This is a genomic window from Pseudomonas sp. URMO17WK12:I7 (genome assembly GCF_003269045.1).
Classification (GTDB): domain Bacteria; phylum Pseudomonadota; class Gammaproteobacteria; order Pseudomonadales; family Pseudomonadaceae; genus Aquipseudomonas; species Aquipseudomonas putida_J.
This window is the reverse complement of the sequence record NZ_QLTL01000012.1, coordinates 215,473-232,831: the sequence shown is the minus strand read 5'-3', so window position 1 is coordinate 232,831 and position 17,359 is coordinate 215,473. Positions and strand designations below refer to the sequence as shown.

Genomic DNA, 17,359 nt, shown 5'->3' with positions numbered 1-17,359 from the left:
ACCATCGAGGCCAGCATGTACATCTATCGTTTGGTCCTGCTTCTGGTCGTGGGGATCTACCTGTTCTCCCCGGCCATCATGGACTGGTGGATCGAACCGACCGGTGCCTGGTACCGCCCCTACCTGCTCTGGCTGATCCTGATCGTCGTCACCTTCATCCTGCAGAGCCAACGAGATGCCGATGAGCTTTAGCCTGACCCAGATGATCCTGATCAGCGCCGCGTACCTGATGGTGCTGTTCGGCGTGGCCTGGATCAGTGAGCGCGGGCTGATCCCGCGTTCGATCATTCGCCACCCGCTGACCTACACCTTGTCGCTGGGCGTCTACGCCAGTGCCTGGGCCTTTTATGGTTCGGTGGGCCTGGCTTACCAATATGGCTACGGCTTCCTTGCCTGTTACCTGGGGGTGTCCGGTGCATTCCTGCTGGCGCCGGTGCTGCTGTATCCGATCCTCAAGATCACTCGCACCTACCAGCTGTCGTCGCTGGCCGACCTACTGGCGTTCCGCTTTCGCAGCACCTGGGCCGGCGCGCTGACCACGATCATCATGCTGATCGGCGTGCTGCCGCTGCTGGCCTTGCAGATCCAGGCGGTGGCCGACTCGATCAGCATCCTCACCGGCGAGCCGGTCAAGGCACGGGTGGCGTTCGCCTTCTGCACCCTGATCATCCTGTTCACCATCTTCTTCGGTTCGCGCCACATCGCCACGCGCGAGAAGCACGAAGGCCTGGTGTTCGCCATCGCCTTCGAGTCGGTTATCAAGCTGCTGGCCCTGGGCGGCGTCGGCCTCTACGCGTTGTACGGTGTGTTCGGTGGTCCCCACGAGCTGGAAGTGTGGTTGCTGCAGAACCAGACCGCCCTGGCAGCATTGCACACGCCGCTGCAGGAAGGCCCATGGCGCACCCTGCTGCTGGTGTTCTTTGCCTCGGCCATCGTCATGCCGCACATGTACCACATGGCCTTTACCGAAAACCTCAACCCACGCTCGCTGGTCAGCGCCAGCTGGGGCCTGCCGCTGTTCCTGCTGCTGATGAGCCTGGCTGTGCCGCTGGTGCTGTGGGCCGGCCTGCGTCTGGGCGCCAGCACCAACCCCGAGTACTTCACCCTGGGCCTGGGGATCGCCGCCAACAATCAGGCGCTAGCCTTGCTGGCCTACGTTGGCGGGCTTGCGTCCGCCAGCGGGCTGATCATCGTCACGACCCTTGCGTTGTCGGGCATGGCCCTCAACCACCTGGTGCTGCCGCTGTACCAACCACCGGCCGAAGGCAATATCTACCGGTGGCTGAAATGGACCCGCCGGGCGCTGATCGTCGCCATCATCACTGCCGGGTTCGTCTTCTACCTGACCCAGAACAACCACCAGAGCCTGGCCAACCTGGGTATCGTCGCCTTCGTCGCCACCTTGCAGTTCCTGCCGGGCGTGTTGTCGGTGCTGTACTGGCCGACCGCCAACCGCCGCGGTTTCATCGCTGGGCTGCTGGCAGGGACCCTGGTGTGGATGGTGACCATGCTGCTGCCGCTGTTGGGCAACCTGCAGGGTTTCTACATTCCGCTGCTGGACATGATCTATGTACTCGACGACACCAGCTGGCACATGGCGGCCATCGCTTCGCTGGCGGCCAACGTCCTGCTGTTCACGCTGATTTCGCTCTTCACCAATGCCAGCACCGAAGAGGTCAGCGCCGCAGAGGCCTGCGCCGTGGACAACGTACGCCGCCCGCAGCGCCGCGAGCTGCATGCCGCCTCACCGCAGGAGTTCGCCACACAGTTGGCTAAACCCCTGGGTGCCAAGGCCGCGCAGAAAGAAGTCGAACAGGCCCTGCGTGACCTCTACCTGCCGTTCGACGAACGCCGCCCCTATGCCTTGCGCCGCTTGCGTGACCGTATCGAGGCCAACCTTTCCGGCCTGATGGGGCCGAGCGTGGCCCAGGACATGGTCGAGACGTTCCTGCCCTACAAATCGGGTAACGAAAACTACGTCACCGAGGACATCCACTTCATCGAAAGCCGCCTGGAAGACTACCACTCGCGCCTCACCGGCCTGGCTGCCGAGCTTGACGCCCTGCGTCGCTACCACCGCCAGACCCTGCAGGAACTGCCCATGGGCGTCTGCTCGCTGGCCAAGGACCAGGAAATCCTGATGTGGAACAAGGCCATGGAAGAGTTGACCGGCATCGCCGCCAAGCACGTGGTCGGCTCACGCCTGGTGACCATCGGCGAACCTTGGCGCGGCCTGCTGCAAGGCTTCATCAACGTGCCCGACGAACACCTGCACAAGCAGCGCCTGGCGCTGGACGGCCAGCCGCGCTGGCTGAACCTGCACAAGGCAGCCATCGATGAGCCCCTGGCACCGGGCAACAGCGGCCTGGTGCTGCTGGTGGAAGACCTTACCGAAACCCAGGCCCTGGAAGACAAGTTGGTGCACTCCGAGCGCCTGGCCAGCATCGGCCGCCTGGCTGCAGGTGTGGCCCACGAAATCGGCAACCCGATCACCGGCATCGCCTGCCTGGCGCAAAACTTGCGCGAAGAGCGCGAAGGCGATGGCGAAATCATCGAGCTGTCCAGCCAGATCCTCGAACAGACCAAGCGCGTCTCGCGCATCGTCCAGTCGCTGATGAGCTTCGCCCACGCTGGCGGCAGCCACCAGAACAGCGAAGAGCCAGTCTGCCTGGCCGAGGTGGCGCAGGATGCCATCGGTCTGCTGGCATTGAACCGGCGCAACTTCGAAGTACAGTTCTTCAATCTCTGCGACCCGGACCACTGGGCCGAAGGGGACCCGCAGCGCCTCGCCCAGGTGCTGATCAACCTGCTCTCCAACGCCCGTGACGCCTCGCCTCCCGGCAGCGCCGTGCGGGTACGCAGCGAAGTCAGCGAACACACCGTCGACCTGATCGTCGAGGACGAGGGCAGCGGTATTCCGAAAAACATCATGGACCGCCTGTTCGAACCGTTCTTCACCACCAAGGACCCGGGCGAGGGAACCGGACTGGGGCTCGCTCTGGTCTATTCCATCGTGGAAGAGCATTATGGGCAAATCACCATCGACAGCCCGGCCGACATCGAACGGCAACGTGGCACCCGGATCCGCGTGACCCTGCCCCGGCATGTCGTAGCGACGTCCCCTGAAATTCGAGACCGTCGAGAGAATTGAATCAATGCCGCACATTCTGATCGTCGAAGACGAAACCATCATCCGCTCGGCCCTGCGCCGGCTGCTCGAACGGAACCAGTACCAGGTCAGCGAAGCCGGCTCGGTGCAGGAAGCCCAGGAACGCTTCAGCATTGCTACCTTCGACCTGATCGTCAGCGACCTGCGCCTGCCAGGCGCCCCAGGCACCGAGCTGATCAAGCTCGGCCAGGGCACCCCGGTGCTGATCATGACCAGCTACGCCAGCCTGCGCTCGGCGGTGGACTCGATGAAGATGGGTGCGGTGGACTACATCGCCAAGCCTTTCGACCACGATGAAATGCTCCAGGCCGTGGCACGCATCCTGCGTGACCGGCAGAACGCACCGGCAGCCGCGCCGGCCCCGGCCGCCGAGCCGCGGGCCAACGGCAAGGCCGCGCCAGCCGACAAAGGTGCCGCAGCCGCCAATGGCGAGATCGGCATCATCGGTTCTTGCCCGCCGATGCAGGATATGTACAGCAAGATCCGCAAGGTTGCGCCTACCGACTCCAACGTGCTGATCCAGGGTGAGTCGGGCACCGGTAAAGAGCTGGTCGCCCGCGCCCTGCACAACCTGTCGCGGCGCGCCAAGGCGCCGATGATCTCGGTGAACTGCGCGGCCATTCCGGAAACCCTGATCGAGTCGGAACTGTTCGGCCACGAAAAAGGCGCATTCACCGGCGCCAGTGCCGGCCGCGCTGGCCTGGTGGAAGCCGCCGATGGCGGCACTCTGTTCCTCGATGAAATCGGTGAATTGCCGCTGGAAGCCCAGGCCCGCCTGCTGCGGGTGCTGCAGGAAGGTGAAATCCGTCGGGTCGGGTCGGTGCAGTCGCAAAAAGTCGACGTGCGCCTGATCGCCGCGACTCACCGCGATCTGAAGAACCTGGCCAAGTCCGGGCAGTTCCGCGAAGACCTTTATTACCGCCTGCACGTGATCGCCTTGAAGCTGCCAGCCCTGCGCGAGCGCGGCAGTGACGTCAACGAGATCGCCAACGCCTTCCTCGCCCGCCAGAGCGCACGTATCGGCCGTGACGACCTGCACTTCTCGGCCGAGGCCGAGCAAGCCATTCGTCATTACAGCTGGCCGGGTAACGTGCGCGAACTGGAAAACGCCGTGGAGCGCGCGGTGATCCTCAGCGAGAGCGCGGAAATTTCCGCCGACATGCTGGGCATCGACATCGAACTCAGTGACCTCGAAGAGGATGACATCCTCGACAATGCCCTGGTCGCGGCCAGCGCCAGCAGTGCCAGCCACGAACCGACCGAAGACCTGTCGCTGGAGGATTATTTCCAGCATTTCGTGCTCGAGCACCAGGACCACATGACCGAGACCGAGCTGGCACGCAAGCTGGGTGTCAGCCGCAAGTGTCTGTGGGAACGGCGCCAGCGCCTGGGCATCCCTCGGCGCAAGAGCAACGCCACCAGCGATAACTGAGTATGTCGCGAGCGTTTCAGCGCCTGTGAGACCGAGCGCCGCCCGCGCGGCGCATCGCGGATGAATCCGCTCCCACATTTGTTGCAACGTGCCCATGTCTGACAGGCCATGATTGTCAGCCTTGTTTGTAGGGCACAAGTCACGCGCCAAGGCTGGCAACCATTACGTTACAGGTTCGGTACGTTGCAACAGATGTAGGAGCGGATTCATCCGCGATGCGCCGCGCGGGCGGAGCTCGGTCTCACAGGCGCTGAACGTCTCACGGCGAGCCCACCTCGGTAACACCTCAGTTCCCGCACAAATCTGTTACCCAACCTTCGCGCCGTAACAGTTCCCGAGGCGTACGGTAACGAAAAATCTACATTTTCAGCCCGCCGCCAACCGCAAATTTCCGCCAAACCCTTGATTTCATTGGATTTCGAAAAGTTGGCACGGCACCTGCTATATGTCTGGTACAAGAACAATAACAAGCACAGCAACTCAGAATAAGAACAAGACGAAACGGCTCACGCACAATAAAAACAAGACGGCGGAGGCGCAGCTAACTGATTCTTTTGGAGAGGATGCGTGTTTGGGGCTTGCCCCACGACCAGGCAGAGAACAACAAAAACTGCACTTAAAAGCAGCGCCTGAACTGGTTGGATCGAAGGATCAACGTGACATCAGCGGCCAAAGCAATCCGTTTGCTCTTTACCCCTGGATTGGGGGTCGTCCACAAGCTTCGAGATTTGTGGGCAGGGCACTCAACAAAAACAAGAAGCCCAGTAAAAAAACAATAAGAGCACGCAACGACTTCTTGGGGAGCTTAGGCTCCCCTTGTCGTTTCTCCCCTTCTGGCAGCCCTTCCTGCCAACGCCTACACCATTCCCTGAGTAAATGCTAGAATCCCCGCCCATCATGCGGCCATTCTCCTATTCTTGGCCGATCATTCCTTCAAACAGTGCATCCCATGCTGAAGAAGCTGTTCCAGTCTTTCCGCCCTCCCGTACCGGGCCAGCACCACCGGCGCACCACGCCCGAGGTGATCAACAAGAGCCAACACTCGCTGCAGCGCCACCAGTTCAGCCGCCACGCGGTGAACATCGTCGAGCGCCTGCAGAGTGCGGGCTACCAGGCATACCTGGTCGGTGGCTGCGTCCGCGACCTGATGCTGGGCATCACGCCCAAGGACTTCGACGTCGCCACCAGCGCCACGCCCGAGCAAGTGCGTGCCGAGTTTCGCAACGCGCGCATCATTGGCCGGCGCTTCAAGCTGGTCCACGTGCATTTCGGCCGTGAGATCATCGAAGTCGCTACCTTCCGCGCCCCCCACTCGGAAGACGACCAGGGCGACAGCCACCGTTCGTCGCACAACGCCAGTGGTCGCATCCTGCGTGACAACGTGTACGGCACCCTGGAAGAAGACGCGCAACGCCGCGACTTCACCATCAACGCCCTCTACTACGACCCGGTCAGCGAGCGCATCCTCGATTACGCAAACGGTGTGCACGATGTGCGCAACCGCCTGTTGCGCCTGATCGGCGACCCGACCCACCGCTACCAGGAAGACCCAGTGCGCATGCTGCGTGCTGTGCGTTTCGCCGCCAAGCTCGACTTCGGCATCGAGAAGCACACCTTCCAGCCGATCCGCAAACTGGCCCCGTTGCTGCGCGAGATCCCACCAGCGCGCCTGTTCGAGGAATGCCTCAAGCTGTTCCTCTCCGGCCAGGGTGCAATCGCCTTCGAAATGCTGGTCGACCTGGAGTTGTTCGAGCCGCTGTTCCCGGCCAGTGCCCATGCCCTGGACGAGCGCCCGACCTACACTCACACCCTGATCAGCCAGGCGCTGAACAACACCGACCTGCGCGTCAAGCAAGGCAAGCCGGTAACCCCGGCCTTCTTGTTCGCCGCGCTGCTCTGGCCTGCCCTGCCAAGCCGCGTGCTGCATCTGCAGAACCAGGGTGTGCCGCCGATTCCGGCCATGAACGGTGCAGCCCACGACCTGATCGCCGAGCAATGCGCTCGTATCGCCATTCCCAAGCGCTTCACCCTGCCGATCCGCGAGATCTGGGACATGCAGGAACGCCTGCCGCGCCGCAGCGGCAAACGCGCTGACCTGCTGCTCGACAACCCGCGCTTCCGCGCCGGCTACGACTTCCTGCTGCTGCGCGAAAGCGCTGGCGAGGAAACCGATGACCTCGGCCAGTGGTGGACCGATTACCAGGATGCCAACGACAGCGAGCGTCGCGAGATGATCCGCGAACTCGGCAGCCGTGACGAAGGCACGGCTGCCGGCCCGCGCAAACGCAAGCGCAGCGCCAGCAAGCGCAAACGCAGCGGTGGTGACGAGGCGTTCGAGTGACCACGCGCGCCTACATTGGCCTGGGCAGCAACCTGGACGCACCTGCCGAGCAGTTGCGCAGCGCCATGCAGGCGCTTGACCAGGTTGATGGCAGCCGCCTGGTGGCGGCTTCGGCCCTGTACACCAGCGATTCGCTGCTGCCCGGTCAACCGCGCTACACCAACGCCGTGGCCGCCCTAGACACCACATTGGCGCCACTGGACCTGCTCGACGCCCTGCAGGCCATCGAGAACGGCCATGGCCGCGTGCGCAAGGAACGCTGGGGCCCGCGCACGCTCGACCTGGATATCCTGCTGTTCGGTGACCAGGTAATCGACGTGCCACGCCTGCAGGTACCGCACTACCACATGCACGCACGCCCCTTCGTGCTGTACCCCTTGGCCGAACTGGTAGCGGGCGACTTCTGCCTGGCCGATGGCCGTGCGCTCGCCAAACTGCTCGAAGCTTGCCCGTTCGTCGGCCTGGAACGCCTGTAAACCGGGCGTTTGAGACATTCAGCAGAACACGGTAACGCCAGTAACACCCTGTTAGTAACAATGCGGTAACAGGGTGATTGACTTCCCCCACCTCGCTCACGACTATAGGCGTCCCGTGTGGCACCAAAGTGCCGCATACCCGTATTTAGGCCCGGACGGACCTGTGCCCGAACATCACGCGCGATGATGTGCCGCTCCGGAAGATGACTACACGCGTTGTATGCAGTCGTTTTTCACAGCGCCTGAACGAGGATTTTCCTACATGCCTGAAGTAACCCTGACCACCCTGCATGGCCTCAAGGCCAAGGGTGAAAAGATCACCATGCTGACCTGCTACGATGCGACCTTCGCCAAGGCCTGCAGCCAGGCCGGCGTCGACGTGTTGCTGGTGGGCGACTCCCTGGGCATGGTCCTGCAGGGCCATGACAGCACGCTGCCCGTCACCACTGCCGAAATGGCCTACCACACCGCCTGTGTCAAACGCGGCAACGATGGCGCGCTGATCCTCGCCGACCTGCCGTTCATGGCCCACGCCACGCCCGAGCAGGCCTTCGCCAACTGCGCCACGCTGATGCAAGCCGGCGCCCACATGATCAAGCTTGAAGGCGCCGCCTGGCTGGCCGAAACCATTCGCCTGCTGGCCGAACGCGGCGTACCGGTGTGTGCGCACATGGGCCTGACCCCGCAGACCGTCAACGTGCTGGGCGGTTACAAGGTCCAGGGCCGCCAGGAAGCGCAGGCGCGGCAGATGCGTGCCGACGCCATTGCCCTGGAACAAGCCGGCGCGGCGATGCTGCTGCTGGAGTGCGTACCCAGCGAGTTGGCGGCGGAAATCACCCAGGCAGTGGGCATTCCGGTGATCGGCATCGGCGCCGGTAGCGCCACCGATGGCCAAGTGCTGGTGCTGCACGACATGCTCGGCCTGTCACTCAGTGGCCGGGTGCCAAAGTTCGTCAAGAACTTCATGGATGGCCAGCCTGACATCCAGAGCGCCCTCACCGCCTACGTGAAGGCCGTCAAGGACGTTACCTTCCCGGCAGCCGAGCACGGATTCAGCGCATGAACACAGTCAAGACCGTCCGCGAACTGCGTGCCGCCGTCGCCCGTGCCCGCAGCGAAGGCAAGCGAATCGCCTTCGTGCCGACCATGGGCAACCTGCACAGCGGCCATGCCGCGCTGGTGACCAAGGCCGCCCAACGTGCCGATTTCGTGGTCGCCAGCATCTTCGTCAACCCGCTGCAGTTCGGTGCCAACGAAGACCTCGACAAATACCCGCGCACCCTCGCTGCCGACCAGCAGCGCCTGCTCGATGCGGGCTGCCACCTGCTGTTCGCGCCCACTGTCGAAGAGATGTACCCCGACGGCATGGCCGTGCAAACCCGCGTCAGCGTGCCCAGCCTCTCCGAGGGCCTGTGCGGTGCCAGCCGCCCTGGGCATTTCGAAGGCGTGGCGACCGTGGTCAGCAAGCTGTTCAACATGGTCCAGCCAGACCTGGCCGTGTTTGGCGAGAAGGACTACCAGCAGCTGGCAGTGATCCGTGCCATGGTGCGCGACCTGAACATGCCGATCCAGATCATCGGTGAGCCGACCGTGCGCGCCGAAGATGGCCTGGCGCTGTCTTCGCGCAACGGATACCTGACGCCTGAACAACGCAGCACCGCACCCGTGGTGTATCGCACCTTGAAGCAGATCGGTGAAGCGCTTGGCCGTGGCCAGGCAGATTTCGCGGCGCTGCTCGAGCAAGGCAAGGCGGATCTGATCGCTGCCGGGCTGCGCCCGGACTACCTGGAAGTGCGTCATGCAGTGAACCTGCGCCCGGCAACATTCGGCGACCGGGACCTGGTGATTCTCGTAGCGGCATACCTGGGTAACACTCGCCTTATCGACAACCTTTACCTGCATCTGGACGAGAAAACCGCATAATGGCTTGGGGCGCGCCCAGCGCCCCTCCCAAAATCCCCTGCCATACCCATTCCCTGCGCGTGGCCTTTGCCTATAATGATGGCCAGTCTGAACCCGGCAATGACTGCCCTGTCCAAGGCTCACCACGCATCAAGGAATTCCCCGCAATGGCGTATTACCGTACCCCCCACGATGTGACGGCCCTGCCCGCCTGGCAGGACCTGCAGAAACACCGCGACGCCATGCAAGGCTTCAGCATGCGCGAAGCCTTTGCCGCCGATGCCAAGCGCTTCGACCAATTCTCCCTCAGCAGCTGCGGGTTGTTCCTCGACTATTCGAAAAACCTGATCACCGACGAAACCCGCGACCTGCTGGTGAACCTGGCGGAACAAGTCGGCCTGCAGGATGCGATCAAGTCGATGTTCAGCGGCGAGATCATCAACGCCTCCGAAGGCCGCCCGGTGCTGCACACCGCGCTGCGCCGCCCGGTAGGCGACAAGCTCAGCGTCAACGGCGTCAACGTGATGCCGGAAGTGCACAAGGTACTCAACCAGATCACCGAGCTGGTCGGCCGCATTCATGACGGCTTGTGGCGTGGCCACAGCGAAAAGCCGATCACCGATGTGGTCAACATTGGCATCGGCGGCTCGTTCCTCGGCCCCGAGCTGGTTTCCGAAGCTCTGTTGCCTTATGCCCAGCGCGGCGTGCGCTGCCATTACCTGGCCAATATCGACGGCAGTGAATTCCATGAGCTGTCGGCCAACCTGCGCGCCGAAACCACGCTGTTCATCGTCTCGTCGAAGTCGTTCAACACCCTCGAGACGCTGAAGAACGCCATGGCCGCGCGCACCTGGTACCTGGCCCAAGGCGGCACGGAAGCAGAGCTGTATCGCCACTTCATCGCAGTATCCAGCAACAAGGCCGCCGCCGTGGCATTCGGCATTCGTGAAGAGAACATCTTCCCGATGTGGGACTGGGTAGGCGGGCGCTACTCGCTGTGGTCGGCCATCGGCCTGCCAATCGCCTTGGCCATCGGCACCGCCAACTTCAAGGAGTTGCTGTCGGGTGCCTACACCATGGACCAGCACTTCCAGACCGCACCGTTCGACAAGAACATGCCGGTGCTGCTGGCCCTGCTGGGTGTCTGGTACGGCAACTTCTGGGGCGCGAGCAGCCACGCGATCCTGCCGTATGACCATTACCTGCGCAACATCACCAAGCACCTGCAACAGCTGGATATGGAGTCCAACGGCAAGAGCGTGCTGCAAGATGGCACCCCGGTCAAAACCGATACCGGCCCGGTGATCTGGGGCGGCGTCGGCTGCAACGGCCAGCATGCCTATCACCAGTTGCTGCACCAGGGCACCCAGCTGATCCCGGCCGACTTCATCGTGCCAGTGGTCAGCTTCAACCCGGTGGCCGACCACCATCAGTGGCTGTACGCCAACTGCCTGTCGCAAAGCCAGGCGCTGATGCTCGGCAAGACCCGTGAGGAGGCCGAGGCCGAATTGCGCCAAAAGGGCCTGAACGAAGCGGACATCGAAAAGCTCGCGCCGCACAAGGTGATCCCGGGCAACCGCCCGAGCAACACTCTGGTGGTCGAGCGTATCAGCCCGCGTCGCCTGGGCGCACTGGTGGCGATGTACGAGCACAAGGTGTTCGTGCAAAGCGTGATCTGGGGCATCAATGCCTTCGACCAGTGGGGCGTGGAACTGGGCAAGGAACTGGGCAAGGGCGTTTACCAGCGCTTAGTCGGCAGCCTGGAAGACAGCGCCGAAGATGGCTCCACCCAGGGCCTGATCAATTACTTCCGCGGTCGTCACCGCGGTTGACCCGCGCTCACCAGGCTGCTCTTTGTGGGAGCGGCCTGGTGTCGCGAAAGGCCCCGGCCATTCATGCTTTTACTCTAGGATCTGGGGCTGCTTCGCAGCCCTTTCGCGACACAAGGCCGCTCCTACAACCTCAGCACCAGCCTTCAAGGAACATCCCCGCTGACTACACTGTCCATCGAATAGCCGCTGCTGTCCCTCGCCCCTCACAAGAGCAGGACCACCGCCATGTTCGATATCAGGCAGTATCCCCAGGCCCTGGCCGTCAGCCAGGCCGCCAGCCTCTCCCCCGACGACTACCAGCGCCTCTACCGCCAGTCGGTCGATGACCCCGACACCTTCTGGGCAGAACAGGCCAAACGCCTCAACTGGATCAAACCCTGGTCGAGCGTCCAGCAATGTGACCTGAAGACCGGCAAGGCCCGCTGGTTCGACGGTGGCCAACTGAACGTCAGCTACAACTGCATTGATCGTCACCTGGCCCAGCGCGGCGGACAAACCGCACTGCTGTGGGAAGGCGACGACCCCAAGGATTCCAAGGCCATCACCTACCGCGAACTGCACCGTCAGGTCTGCCGCCTGGCCAATGCCCTGAAGGCACGCGGCGTGAACAAAGGCGACCGAGTGTGCATCTACATGCCGATGATTCCCGAAGCCGCTTACGCCATGCTCGCCTGCACACGCATCGGCGCCATCCACTCGGTGGTGTTCGGCGGCTTCTCCCCAGATGCCCTGCGCGACCGCATTCTCGACGCTGACTGCCGCACCGTGATCACCGCCGATGAAGGTGTGCGGGGTGGCAAGCGCATCCCCCTCAAGCAGAACGTCGACAAGGCCCTGGCCAGCTGCCCTGCAGTCAGCAGCGTGTTCGTGGTGCGTCGCACCGGTGGCGATGTGGCCTGGAGCCAGGGTCGCGACCTCTGGTACCACGAAGCGACCGACAAGGCCGGTGACGATTGCCCACCAGCGCCAATGGATGCTGAAGACCCGTTGTTCATCCTGTATACCTCCGGCAGCACCGGCAAGCCCAAGGGCGTGCTGCATACCACCGGTGGCTACCTGCTGCAGGCGACGATGACCTTCAAGGTGGTGTTCGACTACCGCGACGGCGAGGTGTTCTGGTGCACGGCCGACGTCGGCTGGGTCACGGGCCACAGCTACATCGTTTACGGGCCGCTGGCCAACGGTGCGATTTCGCTGATGTTCGAAGGCGTACCCAACTACCCGGACACTTCGCGCTTCTGGCAGGTGGTGGACAAACACCAGGTGAACATCTTCTACACCGCGCCCACCGCGCTGCGCGCATTGATGCGTGAGGGTTCGGCACCGCTGCAGAGCACCTCGCGCGAAAGCCTGCGCCTGCTCGGCAGCGTTGGCGAACCGATCAACCCCGAAGCCTGGGAGTGGTACTTCGAAGAGGTTGGGCAAAAGCGCTGCCCAATCGTCGACACCTGGTGGCAGACCGAAACCGGCGGCATCATGCTCACGCCGCTACCAGGGGCCCAAAGGCTCAAGCCCGGCTGCGCCACACAGCCAATGTTCGGCGTGCAGCCGGTGCTGCTGGACGACAAAGGCAAACTGATCGAGGGCCCGGGCGCCGGTCTGCTGGTGATCAAGGCCAGCTGGCCCGGGCAGATCCGCAGCGTCTATGGCGACCACCAGCGTATGGTCGATACCTACTTCAAGCCCATGCCCGGTTACTACTTCACCGGTGACGGCGCCCGCCGCGATGCCGACGGCGATTACTGGATCACCGGCCGCATCGATGATGTGATCAACGTCTCCGGCCACCGCATCGGCACTGCCGAGGTAGAAAGCGCGCTGGTGCTGCACGACAGCGTCGCCGAGGCCGCCGTGGTCGGCTACCCCCATGACCTCAAGGGCCAAGGCGTGTATGCCTTCGTCACCACCATGAACGGTATTACCCCTGACGATGCACTCAAGGCCGAGCTGCTGACACTGGTCAGCAAGGAGATCGGCAGCTTTGCCAAGCCGGAACTGATCCAGTGGGCACCCGCCTTGCCCAAGACCCGCTCGGGCAAGATCATGCGGCGTATACTGCGCAAGATTGCCTGCAACGAACTGGACAACCTCGGCGACACCTCGACCCTGGCCGACCCAAGCGTGGTGCAGGGCCTGATCGACAAACGCCTCAATCAATAACGGGCGGCCACTTGCCATGGCCGTCCTGAAGCACAGGACGCCATGGAAGCCCTACGCCGCCGCATCGAAACCCAGGTCATGAGCCTCACCGGGCTTGCCCTCGGCCAGCTCGACCTCGAGTCCCCCAAAGGCGACCCCGGCCTGTTCGGCCCGCACAGCATCAGTTGGCGGGTGCATGGCGACTTCCCGAGCATGCTGGTCGGCGGTATCAGTGCGCTGATGCTGCAACTGCTGCACCCATTGGCCCTGGCCGGGGTGTGGGACCACTCCAACTTCCGCGAAGACCTGCTCGGCCGCCTGCGCCGCACCAGCCAGTTCATCTCTGGCACCACCTTCGGCGCTACCCGCGATGCCGAATGGCTGATCGACAAGGTGCGCACCATCCACTTGCAGGTGACCGGCACCGCGCCCGATGGCAGCCCATATGCCGCAAGTGACCCCAACCTGCTGACCTGGGTGCACGTGGCGGAGGTCAGCAGCTTCCTCGCGGCCCACCTGCGCTACCGCGACCCCGGCCTTTCACGTGCCGATCAGGACGCCTATTACGCCGAGATCGCCCTGATCGCCGAACGCCTCGGGGCGCGCAATGTCCCCCGCTCCTGCCAGCAGGTCGCGGACTACCTGCACCGAATGCGCCCACAACTGCAATGCAGCGCGCGTAGCCTGGAGGTTGTCGAGATCCTGCTCGATGCACCCGCGCCAAGCCGCCTTGCCGAGCCGGTCGGCAAGCTAATGTTGCATGCCGGCATCGATCTGCTGCCGGGCTGGGCTCAGGCCATGCTCGGCCTGCAACAAGGGCCGCTGCAACGGCGCATGATCCGCCTTGGCCTGCAAAGCACAGCGCCAATTCTGCGCTGGGCCATGCGAGACGGCTCTGCACATCGGGCCAGGCGACGCATGGGTATCGAGTGACGGGAAATGGTCGCCCCAGCGGAACCGATTTAACGTGCCATACTCCAACCACTCCTGCTTAGACAGACGAAGCGACACATGTACAAAGGATTGACTCGCGCCCTCGGCGCCCTGCTGGCTCTGGTGGCCCTATACAGCCTGCTCGGCTTCCTCATTCTTCCTGGTGTCGCCTTGCGTATCGCCAACCAGCAGCTGGCGCAGTACGCCACCGTGCCGGCACACCTGCAACGCATCGAACTCAACCCCTTCAGCCTCGAGCTGACGCTTTGGGGCCTGCAGCTCGGCGAGCCTGGCAAGGAGCAGGTCGGCTTTGAACGGCTGTACGCCAACCTGGCGCTCGACAGCTTGTGGAGCGGCGCCCTGCACCTGCAGGCCATCGAACTCGACAAGCCACGCAACGAGGTGCTGTTCGCCAAGGACGGTACGCTCAACCTGACCCAACTGTTCAAGTTGCCCGCCAGCGAACCCAAGCCGGAGCAGCCACCCAGCGACCCGTTCCCACTGCGTATTGGCAGCATCAAGCTCAGTGGCGGTTATCTGCACTTCGAGGACCAGCGCCCGAGCGAGCCGATCGAGTTCATCTACGACGACATGAACCTGGAGCTGAAAAACCTCAGCACCCTGCCAGACGACAACGCCGACATGACCTTGGTGGCCAAGGGCCCCAATGGCGGCCAGGTCGACTGGACCGGCACCCTGAGCCTGGCCCCCCTGGGCTCGGAAGGCACCCTGAAAGTCACCGACGGCAAGATGAAACTGTTCTGGCCCTACGTGCGCGATGCCCTGCCGCTGGTGCTGGAAGACGGCGTGCTTAACCTCGACACCCACTACAAGCTCAACCTGTCCAAGGAAACCGAGCTGTTGCTGGACAATACCTCGGTCAAGATCGCGCCGTTCGCCATCAAGGCCCCGGATGACCGGCCGCTGGTGCGCCTGGCCAGCCTGGAAGTAAGCGAGACGTCCATCGACCTGGCCAAGCAGCTGGTCACCGTCGGCAAGGTTCGCAGCGAAAAGCTGGAAACCTGGGCGGCTCTGGAAAAGGACGGCCAACTCGACTGGCAGAAGCTGTTCGCCAGCCAGCCGGCCAAAGCCACGCCGAAGGAGAAAGCCGAGCCGGCGGCTGCTGAACCAACGCCGCAGGAGAAAGCCGCAAAGGCGCCAAGCAAGCCGTGGCAGGTACTGCTCAAGGACGTGCAACTGCGCAACTACCAGGTACACCTCGCCGACCGTAGCCAGAAGGAGCCGGTAGCGCTGGATGTCGGCCCGCTGAACCTCGACATGCAGGGTTTCGACAGCCTCAACCAGTCGCCTTTTACCCTCAAGCTCGACACCGGCGTTGGCAAACAAGGCAAGCTGCAGGCGGCAGGTGAAGTGAACCTGGCGCCGGTCACCGCCAAGCTCGATGTCAGCACCCGTGACATCGACCTGCGTATCGCCCAGGCGTACATCAGCCCGTTCATTCGCCTCGAACTGCGCAGCGGCATGCTCGCCAGCGACCTCAAGGTCGACCTCAAGCGCACCGAGCCTCTGGCCTTCACGGTTGCTGGCAAGGCCCAGGTCAACCAGCTGCATACCCTGGACACCATCAAGGGCCGTGATTTCGTCAAATGGCAGCAAGTAAACGTCGATGCCCTGTCGTATGTGCACGGTGATGCCTTGTCGATCGACAAAGTCACCCTGCTGCAGCCCTACGCGCGTTTCATCATCAACGAAGACCGCACCACCAGCATCGACGACCTGCTGATCCCGCAACCGGCCGGCGCGCCGTCCAGCAGCCCGGCCAAGCCAGCCAGTGCTGCAGCCAGCAAGCCCCTCGGCATCCACATCGGCCAGATCGACATCAACGATGGCTCGGCCAACTTCGCCGACCTGACCCTGACACCGAACTTCGCCACCGCCATCCAGCAGCTCAACGGCCAGATAGGCACCATCGACAACCGCAAGCCGGCACCGGCCAAGGTCGACGTCAAAGGCAAGGTCGACCGTTATGCCCCGGTCACCATCAAGGGCGCGCTCAACCCGTTCAACCCGCTGGCCAGCCTGGATATCGCCACCAGTTTCAAGCGCGTCGAACTGACCACGTTGACCCCCTACTCCGGCAAGTTCGCTGGTTTCCGTATCCGCAAAGGCCGGCTGAACCTTGACCTGCACTACCTGATCACCAACGGCCAGCTCAAGGCCGAGAACAAGGTGGTGGTCGAACAGCTGCAACTGGGGGAAAAGGTCGACAGCCCTGATGCGGTGGACCTCCCAATCCGCTTGGCGATCGCCTTGCTCAAGGACACCGAAGGGCGGATCTCCATCGAACTGCCGGTTTCGGGCGACCTCAACAACCCGCAGTTCAGCGTCATGCCGATCGTCTGGCAGACCCTGCGCAACCTGGTGCTGCGTGCGGCCCAGGCGCCGTTCAAGTTCATCGGCGGGCTGATTGCCGGTGGTGGCTCGCAAGACCTGGGTACGGTGGCCTTCGCCCCTGGTTCCAGCGAGCTTAGTGGCGATGCGCAGTCGACCCTGGACAAACTGGCATCGGCGCTCAAGGAGCGCCCGGAACTGCGCCTGGAAATCGAAGGCACCAGCGCCCAGAGCAGCGACGGCCCGTTGATCGCCCAGCAGCGCCTGGAACGTGAATACCAGGCGACCTGGTACAAGATCCTGCAGCGCCGTGGCGACAAGGTACCGGCCAACGCCTCGATGCTGCAGGTCGATGACAGCGACAAACCGGCGATGCTCGAAGGCATCTACCGCACCCGCCTGAAACAACAACCCCCAGCCGAGTGGGAGCAATTGAGCCGGGACGAGCGCGCCACCAAGCTGCGCGAGGCAGTGATCAAGTCCTGGGCTGAAAGCACGGCATTACTGCGTACCCTTGGCCAGGAGCGGGCCAGCAGCATCAAGGACTACCTGGTCGACAAGGGCAAGCTCGAAGATGACCGGGTGTATTTCATCGACACCAACCTTGGGCAGGCTGAACGTGATGGGCGGGTGGTTACCCCGATGCACCTGGATGCTGAGTAGCCACAAGCCTGTATGCGCCCTTGCAGGAGCGGCCTTGTGTCGCGAAAGGGGTGCGAAGCGCCCCCATGATTGCAGCTTCGCCGCATGAGTTGCCGGGGCCGCTGCGCGGCCCTTTCGCGA

11 protein-coding genes are annotated in these 17,359 nt (G+C 63.1%); all 11 read left to right on the top strand.

The window, feature by feature from the left end; genetic code table 11:
* Positions 1 to 15 precede the first annotated feature (15 nt).
* Positions 16 to 192, top strand: a complete 177-nt coding sequence (locus tag H040_RS18380; protein WP_003250005.1) for a hypothetical protein — start codon at positions 16 to 18, stop codon at positions 190 to 192.
* A complete protein-coding gene (locus H040_RS18375; RefSeq protein WP_027917669.1) occupies positions 176 to 3,151 on the top strand; it encodes a sensor histidine kinase in 2,976 nt (991 codons plus the stop codon). The genes H040_RS18380 and H040_RS18375 overlap by 17 nt, the downstream gene beginning before the upstream one ends.
* Positions 3,152 to 3,155: 4 nt before the next feature.
* Positions 3,156 to 4,601: a sigma-54-dependent transcriptional regulator gene (locus H040_RS18370; RefSeq protein WP_027917670.1), complete on the top strand. Its 1,446-nt coding sequence runs from the start codon at positions 3,156 to 3,158 to the stop codon at positions 4,599 to 4,601.
* A 949-nt stretch (positions 4,602 to 5,550) separates the two neighbouring features.
* Entirely contained in the window at positions 5,551 to 6,942 is a 1,392-nt protein-coding gene (locus H040_RS18365; RefSeq protein WP_027917671.1) for a polynucleotide adenylyltransferase PcnB, read from the top strand.
* On the top strand, positions 6,939 to 7,418 hold the full coding sequence (folK, locus tag H040_RS18360) for a 2-amino-4-hydroxy-6-hydroxymethyldihydropteridine diphosphokinase (protein ID WP_027917672.1): 480 nt from the start codon (positions 6,939 to 6,941) through the stop codon (positions 7,416 to 7,418). Before H040_RS18365 ends, folK begins: the two co-directional genes overlap by 4 nt.
* A 262-nt stretch (positions 7,419 to 7,680) precedes the next feature.
* Positions 7,681 to 8,481: a 3-methyl-2-oxobutanoate hydroxymethyltransferase gene (panB, locus tag H040_RS18355; protein ID WP_027917673.1), complete on the top strand. Its 801-nt coding sequence runs from the start codon at positions 7,681 to 7,683 to the stop codon at positions 8,479 to 8,481.
* Positions 8,478 to 9,341, top strand: coding sequence for a pantoate--beta-alanine ligase (panC, locus tag H040_RS18350; protein ID WP_027917674.1), 864 nt, complete (start codon positions 8,478 to 8,480; stop codon positions 9,339 to 9,341). The genes panB and panC overlap by 4 nt, the downstream gene beginning before the upstream one ends.
* A 146-nt stretch (positions 9,342 to 9,487) precedes the next feature.
* Positions 9,488 to 11,152, top strand: a complete 1,665-nt coding sequence (gene pgi / locus H040_RS18345) for a glucose-6-phosphate isomerase (protein WP_027917675.1) — start codon at positions 9,488 to 9,490, stop codon at positions 11,150 to 11,152.
* Positions 11,153 to 11,377: 225 nt separating this feature from the next.
* Positions 11,378 to 13,312, top strand: coding sequence for an acetate--CoA ligase (acs, locus tag H040_RS18340; protein WP_027917676.1), 1,935 nt, complete (start codon positions 11,378 to 11,380; stop codon positions 13,310 to 13,312).
* A gap of 42 nt (positions 13,313 to 13,354) precedes the next feature.
* On the top strand, positions 13,355 to 14,224 hold the full coding sequence (locus H040_RS18335) for an oxygenase MpaB family protein (RefSeq protein WP_027917677.1): 870 nt from the start codon (positions 13,355 to 13,357) through the stop codon (positions 14,222 to 14,224).
* Positions 14,225 to 14,302: 78 nt separating this feature from the next.
* Entirely contained in the window at positions 14,303 to 17,239 is a 2,937-nt protein-coding gene (locus H040_RS18330) for a DUF748 domain-containing protein (protein WP_027917678.1), read from the top strand.
* The last annotated feature ends 120 nt before the right edge of the window (positions 17,240 to 17,359 follow it).

Bases quoted from the DNA above. Each gene is read 5' to 3' on its own strand.
- H040_RS18380 (WP_003250005.1), top strand. From the start codon at position 16: ATGTACATCTATCGTTTGGTCCTGCTTCTGGTCGTGGGGATCTACCTG.
- H040_RS18375 (WP_027917669.1), top strand. From the start codon at position 176: ATGCCGATGAGCTTTAGCCTGACCCAGATGATCCTGATCAGCGCCGCG.
- H040_RS18370 (WP_027917670.1), top strand. From the start codon at position 3,156: ATGCCGCACATTCTGATCGTCGAAGACGAAACCATCATCCGCTCGGCC.
- H040_RS18365 (WP_027917671.1), top strand. From the start codon at position 5,551: ATGCTGAAGAAGCTGTTCCAGTCTTTCCGCCCTCCCGTACCGGGCCAG.
- panB (WP_027917673.1), top strand. From the start codon at position 7,681: ATGCCTGAAGTAACCCTGACCACCCTGCATGGCCTCAAGGCCAAGGGT.
- panC (WP_027917674.1), top strand. From the start codon at position 8,478: ATGAACACAGTCAAGACCGTCCGCGAACTGCGTGCCGCCGTCGCCCGT.
- pgi (WP_027917675.1), top strand. From the start codon at position 9,488: ATGGCGTATTACCGTACCCCCCACGATGTGACGGCCCTGCCCGCCTGG.
- acs (WP_027917676.1), top strand. From the start codon at position 11,378: ATGTTCGATATCAGGCAGTATCCCCAGGCCCTGGCCGTCAGCCAGGCC.
- H040_RS18335 (WP_027917677.1), top strand. From the start codon at position 13,355: ATGGAAGCCCTACGCCGCCGCATCGAAACCCAGGTCATGAGCCTCACC.
- H040_RS18330 (WP_027917678.1), top strand. From the start codon at position 14,303: ATGTACAAAGGATTGACTCGCGCCCTCGGCGCCCTGCTGGCTCTGGTG.